Annotated in this window: 13 protein-coding genes and 3 tRNA genes; all 16 read right to left on the bottom strand. The window is 57.7% G+C overall.

Going from position 1 to position 15,159, the window contains the following annotated elements:
* Positions 1 to 124 precede the first annotated feature (124 nt).
* A complete protein-coding gene (locus ADJ74_RS06385; protein WP_050342806.1) occupies positions 125 to 3,889 on the bottom strand; it encodes a PolC-type DNA polymerase III in 3,765 nt (1,254 codons plus the stop codon).
* A complete protein-coding gene (locus ADJ74_RS06380) occupies positions 3,886 to 4,455 on the bottom strand; it encodes a lytic transglycosylase domain-containing protein (protein WP_050342804.1) in 570 nt (189 codons plus the stop codon). The genes ADJ74_RS06385 and ADJ74_RS06380 overlap by 4 nt, the downstream gene beginning before the upstream one ends.
* Positions 4,448 to 5,050 carry a dephospho-CoA kinase gene (gene coaE, locus ADJ74_RS06375; RefSeq protein WP_050342802.1) on the bottom strand — a complete coding sequence of 201 codons (603 nt, stop codon included), beginning with the start codon at positions 5,048 to 5,050 and terminating at the stop codon, positions 4,448 to 4,450. The genes ADJ74_RS06380 and coaE overlap by 8 nt, the downstream gene beginning before the upstream one ends.
* A 3-nt stretch (positions 5,051 to 5,053) precedes the next feature.
* Positions 5,054 to 7,678: a DNA polymerase I gene (polA, locus tag ADJ74_RS06370; protein WP_050342800.1), complete on the bottom strand. Its 2,625-nt coding sequence runs from the start codon at positions 7,676 to 7,678 to the stop codon at positions 5,054 to 5,056.
* A complete protein-coding gene (locus ADJ74_RS06365) occupies positions 7,675 to 8,184 on the bottom strand; it encodes a cob(I)yrinic acid a,c-diamide adenosyltransferase (RefSeq protein ID WP_050342798.1) in 510 nt (169 codons plus the stop codon). The genes polA and ADJ74_RS06365 overlap by 4 nt, the downstream gene beginning before the upstream one ends.
* Before the next feature lie 79 nt (positions 8,185 to 8,263).
* Positions 8,264 to 8,677 (bottom strand): nucleoside-diphosphate kinase, encoded by a 414-nt coding sequence (ndk, locus tag ADJ74_RS06360; protein WP_009753005.1) that lies wholly within the window; start codon positions 8,675 to 8,677, stop codon positions 8,264 to 8,266.
* Positions 8,677 to 9,207, bottom strand: a complete 531-nt coding sequence (locus tag ADJ74_RS06355; protein WP_050344234.1) for a gamma carbonic anhydrase family protein — start codon at positions 9,205 to 9,207, stop codon at positions 8,677 to 8,679. The genes ndk and ADJ74_RS06355 overlap by 1 nt, the downstream gene beginning before the upstream one ends.
* Before the next feature lie 58 nt (positions 9,208 to 9,265).
* A complete protein-coding gene (locus ADJ74_RS06350) occupies positions 9,266 to 10,498 on the bottom strand; it encodes an HD domain-containing protein (protein ID WP_050342796.1) in 1,233 nt (410 codons plus the stop codon).
* Between the two features lie 183 nt (positions 10,499 to 10,681).
* Positions 10,682 to 10,831, bottom strand: coding sequence for a secretion protein HlyD (locus ADJ74_RS11705; protein ID WP_371257536.1), 150 nt, complete (start codon positions 10,829 to 10,831; stop codon positions 10,682 to 10,684).
* Positions 10,832 to 10,883: 52 nt separating this feature from the next.
* Positions 10,884 to 10,960 (bottom strand) — tRNA-Ile (locus ADJ74_RS06345).
* Between the two features lie 113 nt (positions 10,961 to 11,073).
* A tRNA-Gly gene (locus tag ADJ74_RS06340) sits at positions 11,074 to 11,148 on the bottom strand.
* A gap of 4 nt (positions 11,149 to 11,152) precedes the next feature.
* A tRNA-Gly gene (locus ADJ74_RS06335) sits at positions 11,153 to 11,227 on the bottom strand.
* Positions 11,228 to 11,363: 136 nt separating this feature from the next.
* Positions 11,364 to 12,434, bottom strand: coding sequence for an IS30 family transposase (locus ADJ74_RS06330; RefSeq protein WP_050342535.1), 1,071 nt, complete (start codon positions 12,432 to 12,434; stop codon positions 11,364 to 11,366).
* Positions 12,435 to 12,684: 250 nt separating this feature from the next.
* Complete coding sequence (locus tag ADJ74_RS06325; protein WP_050342794.1) at positions 12,685 to 12,948, bottom strand: DUF86 domain-containing protein; 264 nt, start codon at positions 12,946 to 12,948, stop codon at positions 12,685 to 12,687.
* Positions 12,932 to 13,228, bottom strand: coding sequence for a nucleotidyltransferase family protein (locus tag ADJ74_RS06320; protein WP_050342792.1), 297 nt, complete (start codon positions 13,226 to 13,228; stop codon positions 12,932 to 12,934). The genes ADJ74_RS06325 and ADJ74_RS06320 overlap by 17 nt, the downstream gene beginning before the upstream one ends.
* A gap of 94 nt (positions 13,229 to 13,322) precedes the next feature.
* A complete protein-coding gene (locus ADJ74_RS06315; RefSeq protein WP_050342790.1) occupies positions 13,323 to 15,041 on the bottom strand; it encodes a methyl-accepting chemotaxis protein in 1,719 nt (572 codons plus the stop codon).
* Positions 15,042 to 15,159 lie beyond the last annotated feature (118 nt).

Below are 15,159 nucleotides of genomic sequence, written 5' to 3'. Positions count from 1 at the left end.
CCTAAGCCTTCCCCGTTATCACGGGGAAGGGGGACCGCGCAAGCGGTGGAAGGGGCACAAAGAAAGGGCTATTGCACGAAATTTACGACTTCGTGCAACAGCCCCTTCTTTTTTCTATGAAATTTTACGCAAACAGCTCAACCTGATTACTCTCCATCATGCCGTCGAGGCAGCCGTGTGTACGCAGCACCTCGATGGCAGGCGCGGGCACATGGGCGCGCGTCGCGAGATCCTCGACGGAGATGAAGCGTCCATCCCGCCGCGCCTCGACAATCGCCTGCGCCGCCTTCTGTCCCACGCCCGGGATCGCCGTAAAGGGCGGCAAAAGGGAGTTTTCATGCAGGATGAATTTCTCCGCATCGGAGGCGTAGAGATCGACGGGCTCACAGGAGAAGCCGCGCAGGTACATCTCCCATGCGAGCTGCAGGACAATGAGCGTGTCCTGCTTCTTGTTGTCCAGCTTGCCGCGGTGCTCACGCGCCTCAGCGAGGAGCGCGTCGATTGCCGCACGCACGGCATCCTTGCCCTTCGAGATGATGTTTGCATCGAACTCTGCGGCGCGGATGGAGAAGTAGGCGGCGTAGTATGCGAGTGGATAGTGCACCTTGCAGAACGCAATACGGTAGCCCATCATGACATACGCGGTCGCATGGGCGCGCGGAAAGAGGTATTTGATCTTCTGGCAGGACTCGATATACCACTCGGGGATCCCGCCCGCGCGCAGTTTCTCCACGACATCGGGCGCGATACCTCTGCCCTTTCGCACATTCTCCATGGTCTTGAACGAGAGCAGCGGCTCGATGCCGTTCTGCATGAGGTAGTTCATGATGTCGTCACGCGCGGAGATCGCGTCCTTCAGCGTACTCGTGCCCGCCTTGATGAGATCCTGTGCGTTGCCGAGCCAGACGTTCGTCCCATGGGAAAAGCCCGAGATCCGCACGAGATCGGCAAAACAGTCAGGGTTCGAGTCGTCGATCATCTTCTGCGTAAATGACGTGCGGAACTCCGGGATGCCGTACGTCCCCATATTCGCCCCGAGATCCTCGGGCGTGATGCCGAGCGCGTCGGTCGAGGTGAAGATGGACATGGTCGCGGGATCGTCAAACGGGATGGTCTCGGGGTCGCGGTGCGTCAGCTCCTCCAGCATCTTGATGACCGTCGGATCATCGTGTCCGAGAATATCGAGCTTGACGAGACGCTCACTGATGGAATGGTAATCGAAATGGGTCGTGAGTGTATCCGACTCCATATTGTTCGCAGGGCGCTGGATAGGCGTGAAGTAGTGCACGTCCATGTCGCGCGGCACGACCATGATGCCGCCCGCGTGCTGTCCCGTCGTCGCTTTGACCCCCATGCAGCCACGCATCATGTGCTCGATGTAGGGGCGCCCCTTTGCCTCGCCCTGATCCTCGTAGTAGTGCATGGCGTAGCCGTAGGCATTCTTGTCCTGCAGGCCTGCGATCGTGCCCGCACGGAACACATTCATCTTGCCGAAGAGGACTTCCGTGTACTTGTGTGCGACGGGCTGATAGTCGCCCGAAAAGTTCAGATCGATATCGGGCACCTTGTCCCCGTCAAAACCGAGGAATACGGCGAACGGGATGTTATGTCCGTCCTTGATGAGCGGCGTGCCGCAGACGGGACAGTCCTCGGACGGCAGATCAAATCCGCTCCCAACCGAGCCATCGTCGATGAACCGATTGTACTGACAGTGCGGGCAGCGATAGTGCGGCGGCAGCGGGTTGACCTCGGTGACGCCGATCATCGTCGCGACAAAGGAGGAGCCGACCGATCCGCGCGAGCCGACGAGATAGCCGTCATCGTTGGATTTTTTCACGAGGCGCTGGGCGATGATGTAGAGCGCGGCAAATCCATGCCGCAGGATCGGCTTCAGCTCGAGCTCGAGACGGTCGGAGACGATCTTCGGCAGATTCTCGCCGTAGAGTTTTCGCGCGCGTGCGTAGGACATCTCCTGAATCTCGCGATCTGCGCCCGGTACCATCGGCGCATAGAGCTCATCGGGGATTGGGAGAAAGCGCTCCGTCTCCTCCGCGATGCGGCGCGGATTCGTTACGACGCACTCGTAGGCGCGCTCCGCACCGAGATAGTCGAACTCCGCGAGCATCTCCTCCGTCGTGCGCAGATAGAGCGGCGGCTGACGCTCGGCGTCACGGTAGCCATTCGCCTTTTGGATCATGGCGCGGTAGACGGCATCCTCGGGATTGAGGAAATGCACATCGCAGGTCGCGATCAGCGGCTTGCCGAGTTTGCGTGCCAGCTCGTCCACCTTGCGGTTGATGTCCCTGAGATCCTCGTCCGTCTGCATGGGAAAGCGGTCGTCAAATTTCAAAAAGTCATTGTTGTGAATGGGCTGGATCTCGAGGAAGTCGTAGAACTTCGCCATCTCCTCCAGCTCCGCATCGGGACGCCCGGCGACGATGCCGCGGATCAGCTCGCCCGCCTCGCAGGCAGAGCCGACGATGATCCCCTCGCGGTACTGCTCTAGGACGGCACGCGGCACACGCGGCCGACCGCGCTTCTTTGTCCCGCGGAAGTAGCGAATATGCGAGAGCGAGACGAGCTTATAGAGGTTATAGAGCCCCGTCTTATTTTTCGCCAAAAAGATGATGTGAAAGGCACGGGCGTCGTCCTCTCCGTCGACGAGATAGCCCTCCATGCCATAGATGATCTTGATGTCGATGCCCTTCTTCGCGAGGGCGCGCGCCGTATTCATCGCCTCGGGGAATGCCTGCACGACGCCGTGGTCGGTGATGGCGACCGCCGGCCAACCCCAACGCGCCGCCGTCTCGACGAGCACCTTGGGCGGGACGACGGCATCGAGCGCGCTCATCTTCGTATGCGCGTGCAGCTCAACGCGTTTTTCCTCCGCTGTATCCTCGCGCTGCGGGACGCTGCGCCGCTCCATGCTGTCGATGAAGAGCACATAGTCGCTGATGAATTTATCGTATTCGATTTTCCCTTGGATGCGCACCGCACCGCCCTTGCCGATCGCCTTGATGATGCGTTCGACCTCGGCGTCAATCTCCTCCTGCGTCGTCTTGCCGCGCGCGGAGAAAAACTTCTTGCAGCTGATTCCGTTCGTCGCATCGGCAAATTTGATGGTGAGGATATAGGCACCGGACTTCAGCTGGTTCGCCTGCGGGTCAAAGACCTCGCCCTCGAGGACGACGTTCTTGACCTCGTCCTCGATCACGCCCAACGTGCGTGCCTCGCCCGAGACGCCGCGCCCCATAATGACATTGGCAGGGAGCTCCTTCACCTTGGTGTTCTTCGCCGCACGCGCCAGTGCGGCGGATGGTGTCGCCTTGGTTGGTGCAGCGGCAGGCACGGCGGGCGGTGTCCAGTCTGCGCTGGGGAGTGCACCACTGAGCGCAGACTCCTCGCAGACGACGCGGCAGGCGCAGCCGACATGCGTGCGCACGGCATGCTCGATACGTCCTGCCGTACTGCTCTGCGCAAAGAGCTCTGCGCCGAATGCACCGGGCGCAGAGATACGGATGACGTTGCCGTCCACAGCGTAGTCCGCCTGCAGCAGCGTATGATAGAGGACGGCATCGCCCGCGGCAGCATCGCGGACGATCTGCTCCCAGAGCGGCGCGACCGCCGGGGCAAGCGCGACGAGATTCTGCTGGATGAGCACCTGCGAGAGCTGATAGTTCGCCGCCACCTGCGCCGCGATGCGCTCGATGAGAGCATCATCCATGACCGTCTGCGTTCCGACGACAATCTCCCACGTATCGCCGCATACCTCGACATGACGGACGACGCAGGCACGCAAAAGAGCCCGCTCCTCCTCGGCGAGGGCGAGCCCATGCAGCAGGCGCAGCAGGAGATCTGCCGCACATGAAAGGATTCGATAGGTCTTCATTCGTCGTACAGCCTCTTGTACTGTTCCCTGTCCTCAAGCACGCGGCGCACGTAGAGCCGCGTCTCGGGGTAGGGAATCGCGTCGATTTCGTCGAACTGATCGGTCCAATGACGGCGCTCCATCCAGTCGCGCACATTGCCGCGCCCCGCATTGTACGCCGCGAGCGCGAGAATGTCGTTGCCGCCGAACTCGCGCTCCAGTTCGGCAAGATACCAGACCCCGTAGCGGATGTTAAGGGCGGGATCGTAGAGGTAGTCCTCCGTGAACGGTTCCCCGAGCTGCCCCGCGATCCACGCAGCGGTCTGCGGCATGAGCTGCATCAGCCCAACCGCACCGCCGTCCGAGCGCGCTGTCGTCTGAAAATTGCTCTCGTGCTTGATGACAGCCGCAACGAGGAATGGATCCGTGCGCTGCTGCGCGGCACTCGTCTCGATGTAGCTGCGGTAGTCATAGGGGTAGAGCCACGTCCGTTCGACGATCGTCCAGCCGCCAACGAGGGCAAAGGCGATTAGTGCTGCGACAACAAGACGCAGCAGCAGCCACAGCCGAAGCCGCAGATTACGCACGCCCGAGGTACGTCTCCCATAGTTTTTCCACACGCTCTTTCGTCTCTTCCCTTGTCCCACTGTTATCGATTACCACATCCGCCCGCATGCATTTCTCGGCGAGCGGCATCTGCGCAGCAATACGTGCACGCGCCTCTGCCTCGTCCATCGTATGATCGCGCGCAAGGAGACGTGCCAGCTGCTCCTCGGGCGGGAGGGTAACCACCCACGTATCGTTCGTGAGGGCATCCCAGCCCGCCTCAAAGAGGAGCGGCACATCGAGCACCACAACAGCAGTGCCGTCCATGTGGGCGGCATCCAGACGATCCTCTGCAGCCGCGCGGATGATCGGGTGCACGCGGGCGTTCATCTTGTCGCGCAGTACTGTGTCAGAAAAGACACGCCGTGCGATCTCCGCGCGGTCGAGCGTCCCCTCGGGAGTCACAATCTCCGGCCCAAAGAGCTCCACATAGGCGTGAAAGATGGGCTGATTTGGCTGAGAGAGTTCATGGGCTATCGCATCTGCATCCACAATACATGCGCCGCAGTCCTTCAGCACCTTGCTGACCGTAGATTTTCCGCAGGCGATTCCGCCCGTCAGTCCGATGATCCTCACGCGTTACTTTGCCTCCGCCCAGTTCTTCCCACTATGCACATCGACGGCAAGCGGCACAGCCAGCTCTGCCGCCCCGCTCATCGCTGTGCGCAGGAGCTCCGTGACCGTCTCCGTCTCCTCTGTCGTGACCTCTAGGACAAGCTCATCGTGCACCTGCAGCAGGATGCGGCTCTTTACGCCCGCCGCCTGCAGTGCGTCGTAGGCGCGCACCATCGCGATCTTGATGAGGTCGGCCGCTGTCCCTTGGATCGGCGTATTCATCGCCATGCGCTCCGCGAAGGAACGCTGCATATAGTTGCGGCTCGCGAGCGCAGGGAGCGCACGCCGACGCCCGTAGAGTGTCGTCACATAGCCGTTTTCATGCGCATCCGCCACAATTTTGTCGAGGAAGGTGCGCACGCCGTGATAGCGTTCAAAATAGCGGTCGATGTAGCCGCCGGCCTCCCTGCGTCCGATGCCGAGATCACGCGCCAGCCCAAAGTCGCTGAGCCCGTAGACAATGCCGAAATTGACCGCCTTGGCACGGCGCCGCTGCTCCGGCGTCACCGCGTCCAGCGGCACGCCGAACACCTCCGCTGCCGTGCGCGCATGGATGTCCTGCCCCTGACGGAATGCATCGATCAGCGTCGCATCGCCCGACATGTGCGCGAGGATGCGCAGCTCGATCTGCGAGTAGTCCGCCGAGAGCAGTGCGTCATAGCCCTCACCCGGCGTAAAGAGGGCGCGTACAGCGCGCCCCTCCTCCGTCCGCACGGGGATGTTCTGGAGGTTCGGGTCGGAACTCGAGAGCCGCCCCGTCGCCGTCACGGTTTGGTTAAAGCTCGTATGGACGCGCCCCGTGACGGGGCGGATGAGTGCGCCGATGCCGTCGAGATAGGTCGAGCGCAGCTTCGTCCACATACGGTAGGTCAGTACCTTATCAATGATGGGATGCTGATCACGCAGCCCCTCCAAGGTTTCCGCATTGGTCGAGTAGCCCGTCTTGGTCTTTTTGACCTTCCCGTCGCCGAGCCCGAGCTGCTCAAAGAGGATCTCCCCGAGCTGCTTGGGGGAGCTGATGTTGAACTCCGTCCCCGCGAGTGTATGAATCTCACGTGCCAGTGCGTCGATGCGCTCTGTCGCTGCCGCGCGCTCGCGCTCAAGTGCCGCGCGGTTCACGCAAACGCCCGTCTGCTCCATCGCCGCAAGCACAGGAACAAGCGGCAGCTCCACTGTGCGGTAGAGCTGCATCAGCCCCTGCGCGGCGAGCTCCGTCTCCATGATGGGCTGCAGGCGCGCAGAAAGAAGCGCCTCGTGCACAGCATACGCCTCAGGTGAGAGTCCCTCTGCCGAGGTCGTATCGCCAAGGAACGCAAACGCCGCGCGTGCCATGTCGCGTCGGCTCTCCTCGGGGTGCAGCAGATAGTCCGCCAGCTCCAGATCAAAGACCTGTGCCGTCCCCCGCAGTCCTGCCTGTACGTAGCGTTTCGCATTCCAGAGTGCGACAAAACGCTCCGCCAAGCATGCCAAAATGGCGGCAAAATGCGGAGACGATGCAGACAGGATGCGCCGCTCCCCATCCATGACGAGGGCGAGTGTCGTGACCTCCACGAAGGGCGGCGTACCCGCAAAGACAGCACCGACGGCGACCTTTTCCGCCGTGCGCAGCAGCTCCATATCGGCATCACAAAATTCCGCTGCCGTGAGATCAGCGGCAGGTGCAGGTGCGCCAAAGAGCGACTGCTGCGCTGCGGCGGAAGTCGACGTCTCAGCCGCCCCTATGTACTCCGACAGAGCACGCCAGACCGTGCGCAGCTCATAGGCATGACAGAATGCCTCGAGCGCAGCACGATCCGGCTGCATGCGGAAGGCCTCCGCATCGTAGTGCAGCTCCGGCACATGACATTCGATCGTGGCGAGCTGCTTGGAGAGCAGTGCCTGTTCGCGATACTCCACGAGCGACGTACTGAGCTTTTTCCCGCTGACCTCTGCGGCATGGTCGAGAACGTTCTCAATGCTCTCATAGGCGAGCAGAAGCTTTGTCGCCGTCTTCGGGCCGACACCGGGCACGCCCGGAATATTGTCCGAGCTGTCGCCCATCAGCCCTTTCATATCGATCAGGCGGATCGGCGGGAAGCCATACTCCTCCTCGAATATTGCCGTATCATACGCCTTCGTCTCGCTGATGCCCTTCTTCGTCAAAAGGACGGTGAGCTGCGGGCGAATGAGCTGCAGGGCATCGCGGTCGCCCGTAATGACGCGCGTCTCCACGCCCTCTGCCGCCGCCTGCACCGCGAGCGTGCCGATGATGTCGTCCGCCTCGTAGTCATCAAGTTCGAGAAACGAAATGCCGAGTGCCTCCGCCAGCTCCTTCAGCAGCGGGATCTGGGCGATCAATTCTTCCGGCGTTTTGTCCCGCGTTCCCTTGTAGTCGGGATAGAGAGCCGTGCGAAATGTCGTACGGCTCTTGTCGAATGCGATGACGATCTGTGTCGGCGACAGCTCCTTCAGGAGCTTTACGAGCATCATGGCAAAGCCATGTACTGCATTCGTATGAATTCCGCGCGCATTCGGCGGGAGCTGCAGCGCATAGAACGCGCGAAAGAAGAGGCTGCTCCCGTCAATGACGGCAAATATTCCGCTGCTCACAGGTTCGGCTTGTCCTGATCCTCAAGGCGCATGAGGATGAAGATATAGTCCGAGAGACGGTTGAGATAACGCAGGTCGATCTCTGCCACAGAGCCGCGCCGCGCCAAGGTCCACGCATGACGCTCCGCCGCCCGTGCCGTCGTGCGCGCGAGATCGAGCATTGCACTCGACTTCTTGTCGCCCGGGATGATGAACTCCTGCAGCTCGGGCAGGCTCTCCTCAATGTCCGCGATCGACTTCTCGATGCCTGTGACCATTTCCTCTGTGATGCGCGGTACCTTGTTGCGGCTCGCGAAGTCCGCCATCAGCACACCGAGCTGCTTCTGCAGATTGTAGATACGCTCCTTGACCTCGGGGCTCGTCACGAAGGCACGCGCCATTCCGAGGGTCGAGCCGAGGCTGTCCACGGCTCCATAGACTTCCACGCGCATATCATCCTTTGCAATGCGCTCCCCCGTAAAAAGGCTCGTCATCCCCTGATCGCCGGTTTTTGTTGTTACACTCATCGCATGTTCCTCCTCTGCCGATAAATGCACCCGATCATACCGTGTATGATCGGGTACAGCAAACATCATGAATTAATTTCTAAAAGATCTCCGTCTCACTGAAGAAGATATGCACCTCGCGCGCCGCACTCTCGGGACTGTCGGATGCGTGAACGGCGTTCTCACTCCCATTTTTCGCAAAGCGCTTGCGGATCGTTCCCTCGGCCGCGTTCGCAGGATTCGTCGCGCCGTGCAGCTCGCGCACGCGCGCAATCGCATTGTCCCCAGCGAGTACCATCGCCACGAGCGGTGCCGAGGTCATGAACGCGGCGAGCTCTCCGTAAAACGGCTTTTCAAGATGCTCTGCATAGTGGATGCGCGCAATGCGGTCCGTCATCTGCATCATCTTCATCGCGCGGATCTCAAGCCCTGCCTCCTCGTACGCCTTCGTAATGTCCCCAATGTGATGGGCACCGACAGCATCCGGCTTAATGAGAACCAATGTCCGTTCCATTACTTCATCTCCTCAATGATATGTTTATACTCTTCTCCAAGGTCGGCGTAGTTGAGTGCCGCCGCCTGAAGTGCCTCGATTTCATCGTCGCGCAGGGCGCGTACGATCTGTGCGGGATTGCCGAACACAAGAGAATTCGATGGAATCTTTTTATGCTGCGAGAGGAATGTCCCCGCGCCGATCACAACGTTTTCGCCGATCTCGGAGTAGCCCATGATGATCGAGCCCATGCCGACCAGCGTATTCGCCCCAATGTGGCGTGCATGCACCACGGCATTGTGCCCGATGATGACACCGTCGTCAATCCGTACGGGCGCATCACGCATCACATGGATCGTCGCATTCTCTTGGATATTGGTGTTCTTTCCAATTGTAATGGGCTGAAAATCCCCGCGCACCACAGCGCCGAACCAGACGCTCGAACCGGCTCCGATGGTCACGTCGCCGATCACGGCCGCCGTGGGCGCGATAAACGCCGTTTCATCGATAACGGGAGTCTTCCCGCGATAGGGCAGAATGATTTTGTCCACCAATACGCGCCTCCTTCGTACAGATCATCCAGCATCATGCAAACGTATTATAACACGCTTATTCCTTCTCCAACAAGAGTTTTTTCAGGATGGCGATGTGCGCCGTACGCAGCCATGCACCAATTTCCGCACCGCGCAGTGCAGGCGGCGCGTCACGCCCGGTAACCGTGCGCATCGCTGTAAGATATGCCTCTCCACAGCGGAGATACCGCGGCAGACTGCCGTGATCGGCACGAATCACAACGTTAAAGTCCGTGACAGAGAGCCCTGATGATTCAATTCCAAACAGGAGATCCACGATCTTTCCGGGATGCGTCAAGCGCGGCGCACGCATGTGCTGACGGATCACAAACGCCGCCGCCTTTTTCCAATCATGGGGAAGTGTCATGCGTTGATTCCATGATGCGAGTGCCTCAAGCCCTGTCTCTTCATGCCTGTAGTGATGCGGCAGCATCTCCTGCGGCGTCCTCCCCTTGCCAAGATCATGCGCAAGCGCAGCGAAACGAACGATGATATTGTCTGACCTCTCCGCGACAACATCGAGCATCGCCATCGTATGAGCATAGGCATCGCCCTCGGGATGAAACTCCGTCGGCTGCGTCTGCCCGATGAGTGCCGCAACCTCGGGGAACGTCACTGTGAGGAGATCGGCCGCACGCAGCACGCGGAAGAACACCGAGGGGCGCGGCGTCATCAGTGCGCGCCGCAGCTCCCCCATCAGACGCTCAGACGGTTCATGCTGCAGCTCCTCCGCACAGGCCCGCATCAGAGCCAGGGTCTTCTCCTCCACCGTGTACCCGAACTCCGCCGCCTGCCGTGCCGCACGCAGGGCACGCACGGGATCCTCTAAGAAATGCGGCGATACGGCACGGATGATCCCAGCCGCAAGATCTGCCTGTCCGCCGTAGGGATCGAGCAGTGTGCCCGCCGGCAGCTCCACCGCCATCGCATTCATCGTCGTATCGCGGCGATAGAGATCCTCTTCGATGGTCACGGTCGGATCAAACGTCACGTCAAAGCCGCGGTACCCCGCCCCCGTCTTGCGCTCTCTGCGTGCAAAGGCGACCTCGGAACGCACGCCGCCAATGCGCACATGATAGACGGGAAACCCCTTGCCGATCTTCTCCGCCCGCGGGAAGTGCGCACAAAACTCCGCTTCCGTCAGCCCCGTGACAACATAGTCCACATCCTTCGGCGGCACACCGCGGACGGCATCACGGACACAGCCGCCAACGCGGAAAACATGCGCTCCTGCACCGCGCAACTCCGCCACGAACGCCCCCTCTGTCATGCGTTCACCTCCTCGCGCATAAAGGAAGCACTGATAAATTCGGTACAACCATCTTGACGCATCTTTTTTGCCCGCACTTCGGCGGAAAATCCTCCACAGAGCACCACTCTGCGTCCGGTTTTCCACCTCGTTCGGACGAAAAAATCTGCGCCAATCTAGCAGACCTCATTTTATCAGTGATTCCTAAAAGAAAAAGCACCACTTAGAGAAGCTGATACACGCGAAGCTCCGCCTTGGCACATCTTTTCGCGCGGTCTTTATCGACAAATCCTCCACATAGCTCTTGCTATGCGTCCGATTCGTCTTCTTGACCGAACAAAAATCTGAACCAATCTGACGGACTTCATCGTATCAGCGATTCCCTGTGTGATGCACTCATGTCGATTGGTGGGCCCACTTGGACTTGAACCAAGGACCGACCGGTTATGAGCCGGTTGCTCTAACCAACTGAGCTATAGGCCCCAAACAAAGTGGAGCATACCGTCCGGGAAACACTGCTTCCATCAGCGATCTCCCAAGAGCTTCTGCGCTTCACTTTCAAAAAAACCTGCGCAGAGCGCAGGTATAAAAAACGATGGAGCGGAAAACGAGGCTCGAACTCGCGACCCCCACCTTGGCAAGGTGGTGCTCTACCACTGAGCTACTTCCGCGGAATGGAGCGGAAAACGAGGCTCGAACTCGCGACCCCCACCTTGGCAAGGTGGTGCTCTACCACTGAGCTACTTCCGCATCCTGACAGTGCTGTCAATCAACGGATACTATTCTAACAAGAGACAGGATTTCTGTCAAGGAGGAATTTTAGCGCAATAAATCTTGGCAAATTGCAAGTTTTATTGTCGCAAGGTCTCGTTAAACTTTTAGCGAGTTATATCATCGCAGCATACATATCATTTGCTGACTTATATCCGAAAATCTTGCGCGGATAGTTGTTAACCCAATCTTCGATCCGCTGCAGTTCCTTCGGCTTCAATTTGCTGAAGTCCGTTCCCTTGGGAAGAAACCTGCGCAGCATCCGATTTCCGTTTTCGTTGCTTCCACGCTCCCAGCTGCTGTACGGATGCGCGTAATATACCTCGCCGCATTTGGCGGCACGCTTCATTCCTTCGCCATCTAAAAACTCTGACCCGTTGTCCGCCGTGATGCTCTTGAATACGTGCGTAAAGTCTCCTTTGACGCGCTGCTGCAACCGACGAAGTGCTTGCAGTACTTCTTTTTGGCTCTTGTTCTTTATCAGAACATAGAGTGATTTCCTCGTCTGCCGTTCGACCAATGTTAAAATTACCGGCTTTGTCCCTTTGCGACCGACAACCAAGTCAATCTCCCAATGTCCGAACTCCTCTCTCCGATTCACCGGCTCAGGGCGCTCGTCGATGCTTTTCCCGTCCCGGTTATTCCACGCAACGCCGTGCCTGCTGTTTTCTGTCTGTTTGTCTCGATTCTTTTTGTAGAGGAGGTCGTCGTTTGTGAGTTCGAGAAACAGCTGCTGATCGATATAGTTATACAGGGTCTTGACACAAATGCGGACATCATAGCTCCAGCCGCGTTGACAGAGCTCACCGATAACTGCCGCAGGAGACCATTTTTCTGTTTTGATCTTATGTTCAATGTGTCGAGCAAGCGCGTGGTCTTTATCGATTTTCAGCCCCCGCCCTTTACGAGCAGCGTTTTCCTCGTGTCGTCTTTGTGCTACATCGGCAAGATACACCCACTGCACCTGCAGGTCTCCGCAGGTCTTGATATTCTTTGTCGCAGGTTTGAGCTGTGCTGTCATTCCAAGACGCCGCTCCCGCTCAATCGTACGCTTGGAGCAGCCAATGTACGCGGCGATTTCCTGCGGCTTCAACCCGGCCTGGAAATAGGCTTCGATTTTGTACCGATCCCGCTCCGTCAGCTGTTTCCATTTCCCTGTTTTTGTAGTACAATGATTCTGTTCCATTTTGCAGTCTCACTTTCAGTTTCTTTTTGTGTTGTGACTAAAAGTTTAACTGAACCGTTTGCAAAATGGAACTTTTTGCGTCAATTTATTTTACAACTTACGAGCGCAATAAATCTTCCTCGCGCAGCTCTTCCATGAAAAGTGTTTCAAAGCCTGATATTTCCTGCTCCAAGATGGCACGCAGCGACTTCTCGAGAAGCGGAATGTCTTCCTGTACAATACTCCATATGATCTCAAAGTCTACATGCCCCTAGTTATGCGCAACCATATTGCGCAGCCCACGCATCTGTTTCCATGGGAGCTCGTTATACCGTTCTTTGAAGGGTTCCGTCAGAGACCTCGTCATCTCACCCATCTGCAGGAGATAAAAGCACACGGCATCCCTCTCCACAAACTTATCGGCGGAGATAAAGGCATCGTAATCCTGCCCGATCTTCTGCAGAGCGATGCGAATGCGTACACAGTAGAGGAGCACATGATAAATACGTTGGAGATCCTTATCCCGAATGACCATAGACCTGAACCTCTTTACTGCGAATGCTCTGTAAAAATTTTTTAGAAAGCTGTCGCGTTGTCATAATATCAACCTGTCTGCCAAGTGCATCCTCCACATCCGCATAAAAGCCGTCGACATCCAGCCCTCTCAACATGTCCCCCAAGTCGACACGTAAATCAATGTCACTCTGTTCCGTCGCCTCGCCACGCGCGTGTGACCCGAAAAGAAACACCTTATCTACGCCATAACGGCGACACACGGGATCAATCTTTTTCTTAATCTCAGCAACAGAGTCCATAGCACACCTCCGCTATACTGATAGTATGCCATACAACAGGAAAATCGACAAGAAAAATCCGCGCTGAAAGTTAGCGCGGATTCCCTTCATCCATTTACACCTTGAACTGATCCGTCTCTGCCTGCAGATCATTTGCCATATTGGCAAGACTGCGGCTCGAGGATGCGATCTCCTCCATGCCGGCCGCCTGTTCCTCCGTCGCGGCGGATACGTTCTGCGACTCGCTGCCGATCCCCTTTGCCGAGGCATCCACCTCAGTCATGCCATTGATGATTGTTCCCATATTCTCACTCAGGTGCAGCACGTGATCACTGACGACAAGCGATGCCTTCTTGACATCCTCCACCATCTGCAGGATCTCGGAGAAACTTTCGCCCGTTGCCGTGACGTTCTCCTTGCCCTTTTCGGCCTCACGGCGTCCTTCCTCCATCGAGGCGACTGCCTGGTCCGTCTCATCCTGAATGCTTTGGATGAGCTCAGAGATCTTCTGCGATGCGTTCTGCGACTCCTCGGCGAGCTTGCGCACCTCCTCGGCGACGACTGCGAACCCGCGCCCATGCTCGCCGGCACGTGCCGCTTCAATCGCCGCATTGAGAGCAAGCAAGTTTGTCTGTCCCGAGATATTCGAGATGATTTCGACGATGTTGCCGATCTCCTTTGAACGCTCACCTAGCTTGCTGACGATCTCACTCGTCTGCTGAACCGTCTGTGCAATGGAGTTCATCTGCTCGACGGTCGACTGGACAAAGGCATTCCCCTCTGCCGCCTTCTCTGCCGTCGCCTGTGTCTGCTCACGTGCATGACGCTGATTGGCAATTGCCTCTTCGAGGCCCTTCTGGAACTCTTCAATCGTCTCATTGCTCTTATGGACAATGTCCACCTGTTTCTCTGCCGCCTCGGCAACCTCCGTGATGGACTGCGCCACGCTCTGCGTCACCTGAGCCGACTGGTTTGCATTCGCCGTCAGTTCCTCGGAGGAGCCTGCCACATCCGTTGCCGTTGTCTTGATCTTGCGGATCATCTTCTGCATGCTCTCGACCATCGTATTAAACTGATGTGCAATATGTGCAAATTCATCATCGCCGTCCAGCTCGATCTTCGAACGAAGATCGCCGCCGGCAATATGACGTGCCCCATCCAGAATCGTATCGACCGACCTCTTGATGCTGCGAAGGAGCAGGACGAGGGTAATAATCGACAGGATAACAACGATCACAAGCGCAATCAGTGTCGTCGTCTTAACCTCTGAGAAAACATCCTCACTGTACGCCATCTCCGCGCGCGCGAGACGTACGCTGTCCGCCTTGTCCTCCTCTAAGAGTTCGGTCATACGTTTATAAACATCAGACTGATCATTGAGAGCCAAAGTGATTGCCGCATCATGATCGCCTGCATCCATAAGATCCGTCGCACGCTGACGCACATCGGCGTATTCTTTGCGCTCATCCTTTAGTTTGCTGATGCGTGCAAGCTTCTGTGAACGATCCGACTCGTTAGAGAATGGTGCCTCCTGGATGGCCTGCTCATACTCTTCGTACGCCTTATTCAGCTTCGGTGTGAGTTGGGATATGAGCCCTTCCGCACGGGAACGCTCTGCTTCGTTCGGCGCCATAATGCGCATCAGCTCATACTCACGCCCGTCGGCCGAGAGAGCCTGCACCTGGCTGCCTACATTGATAACATGCGCCCACTTGAATACGCTGACCGTATTTTCATTCAGCGTACTGCTTGAATGATTCGCATAGAATCCGTAGGCAGCAAACATAACCACCAGGAATCCGACGCTCAGCACAATTTTCTTTGCTACTGACATTTCTCAAACCCCTCCACAAAACCCGCACAGGGCTCATCTCCCCGTGTCCAATGATACGGTCTTCCTCAGATAGTTTTTATTATAGCATCATCCCTGCCGAATTACCATATGGCAATAA

Origin of the sequence: Selenomonas sp. oral taxon 478, from assembly GCF_001189555.1 — a bacterium.
GTDB lineage: Bacteria > Bacillota > Negativicutes > Selenomonadales > Selenomonadaceae > Centipeda > Centipeda felix.
Note: the sequence above shows the minus strand (reverse complement) of the source record. Positions and strands in the feature narration are given on the sequence as shown.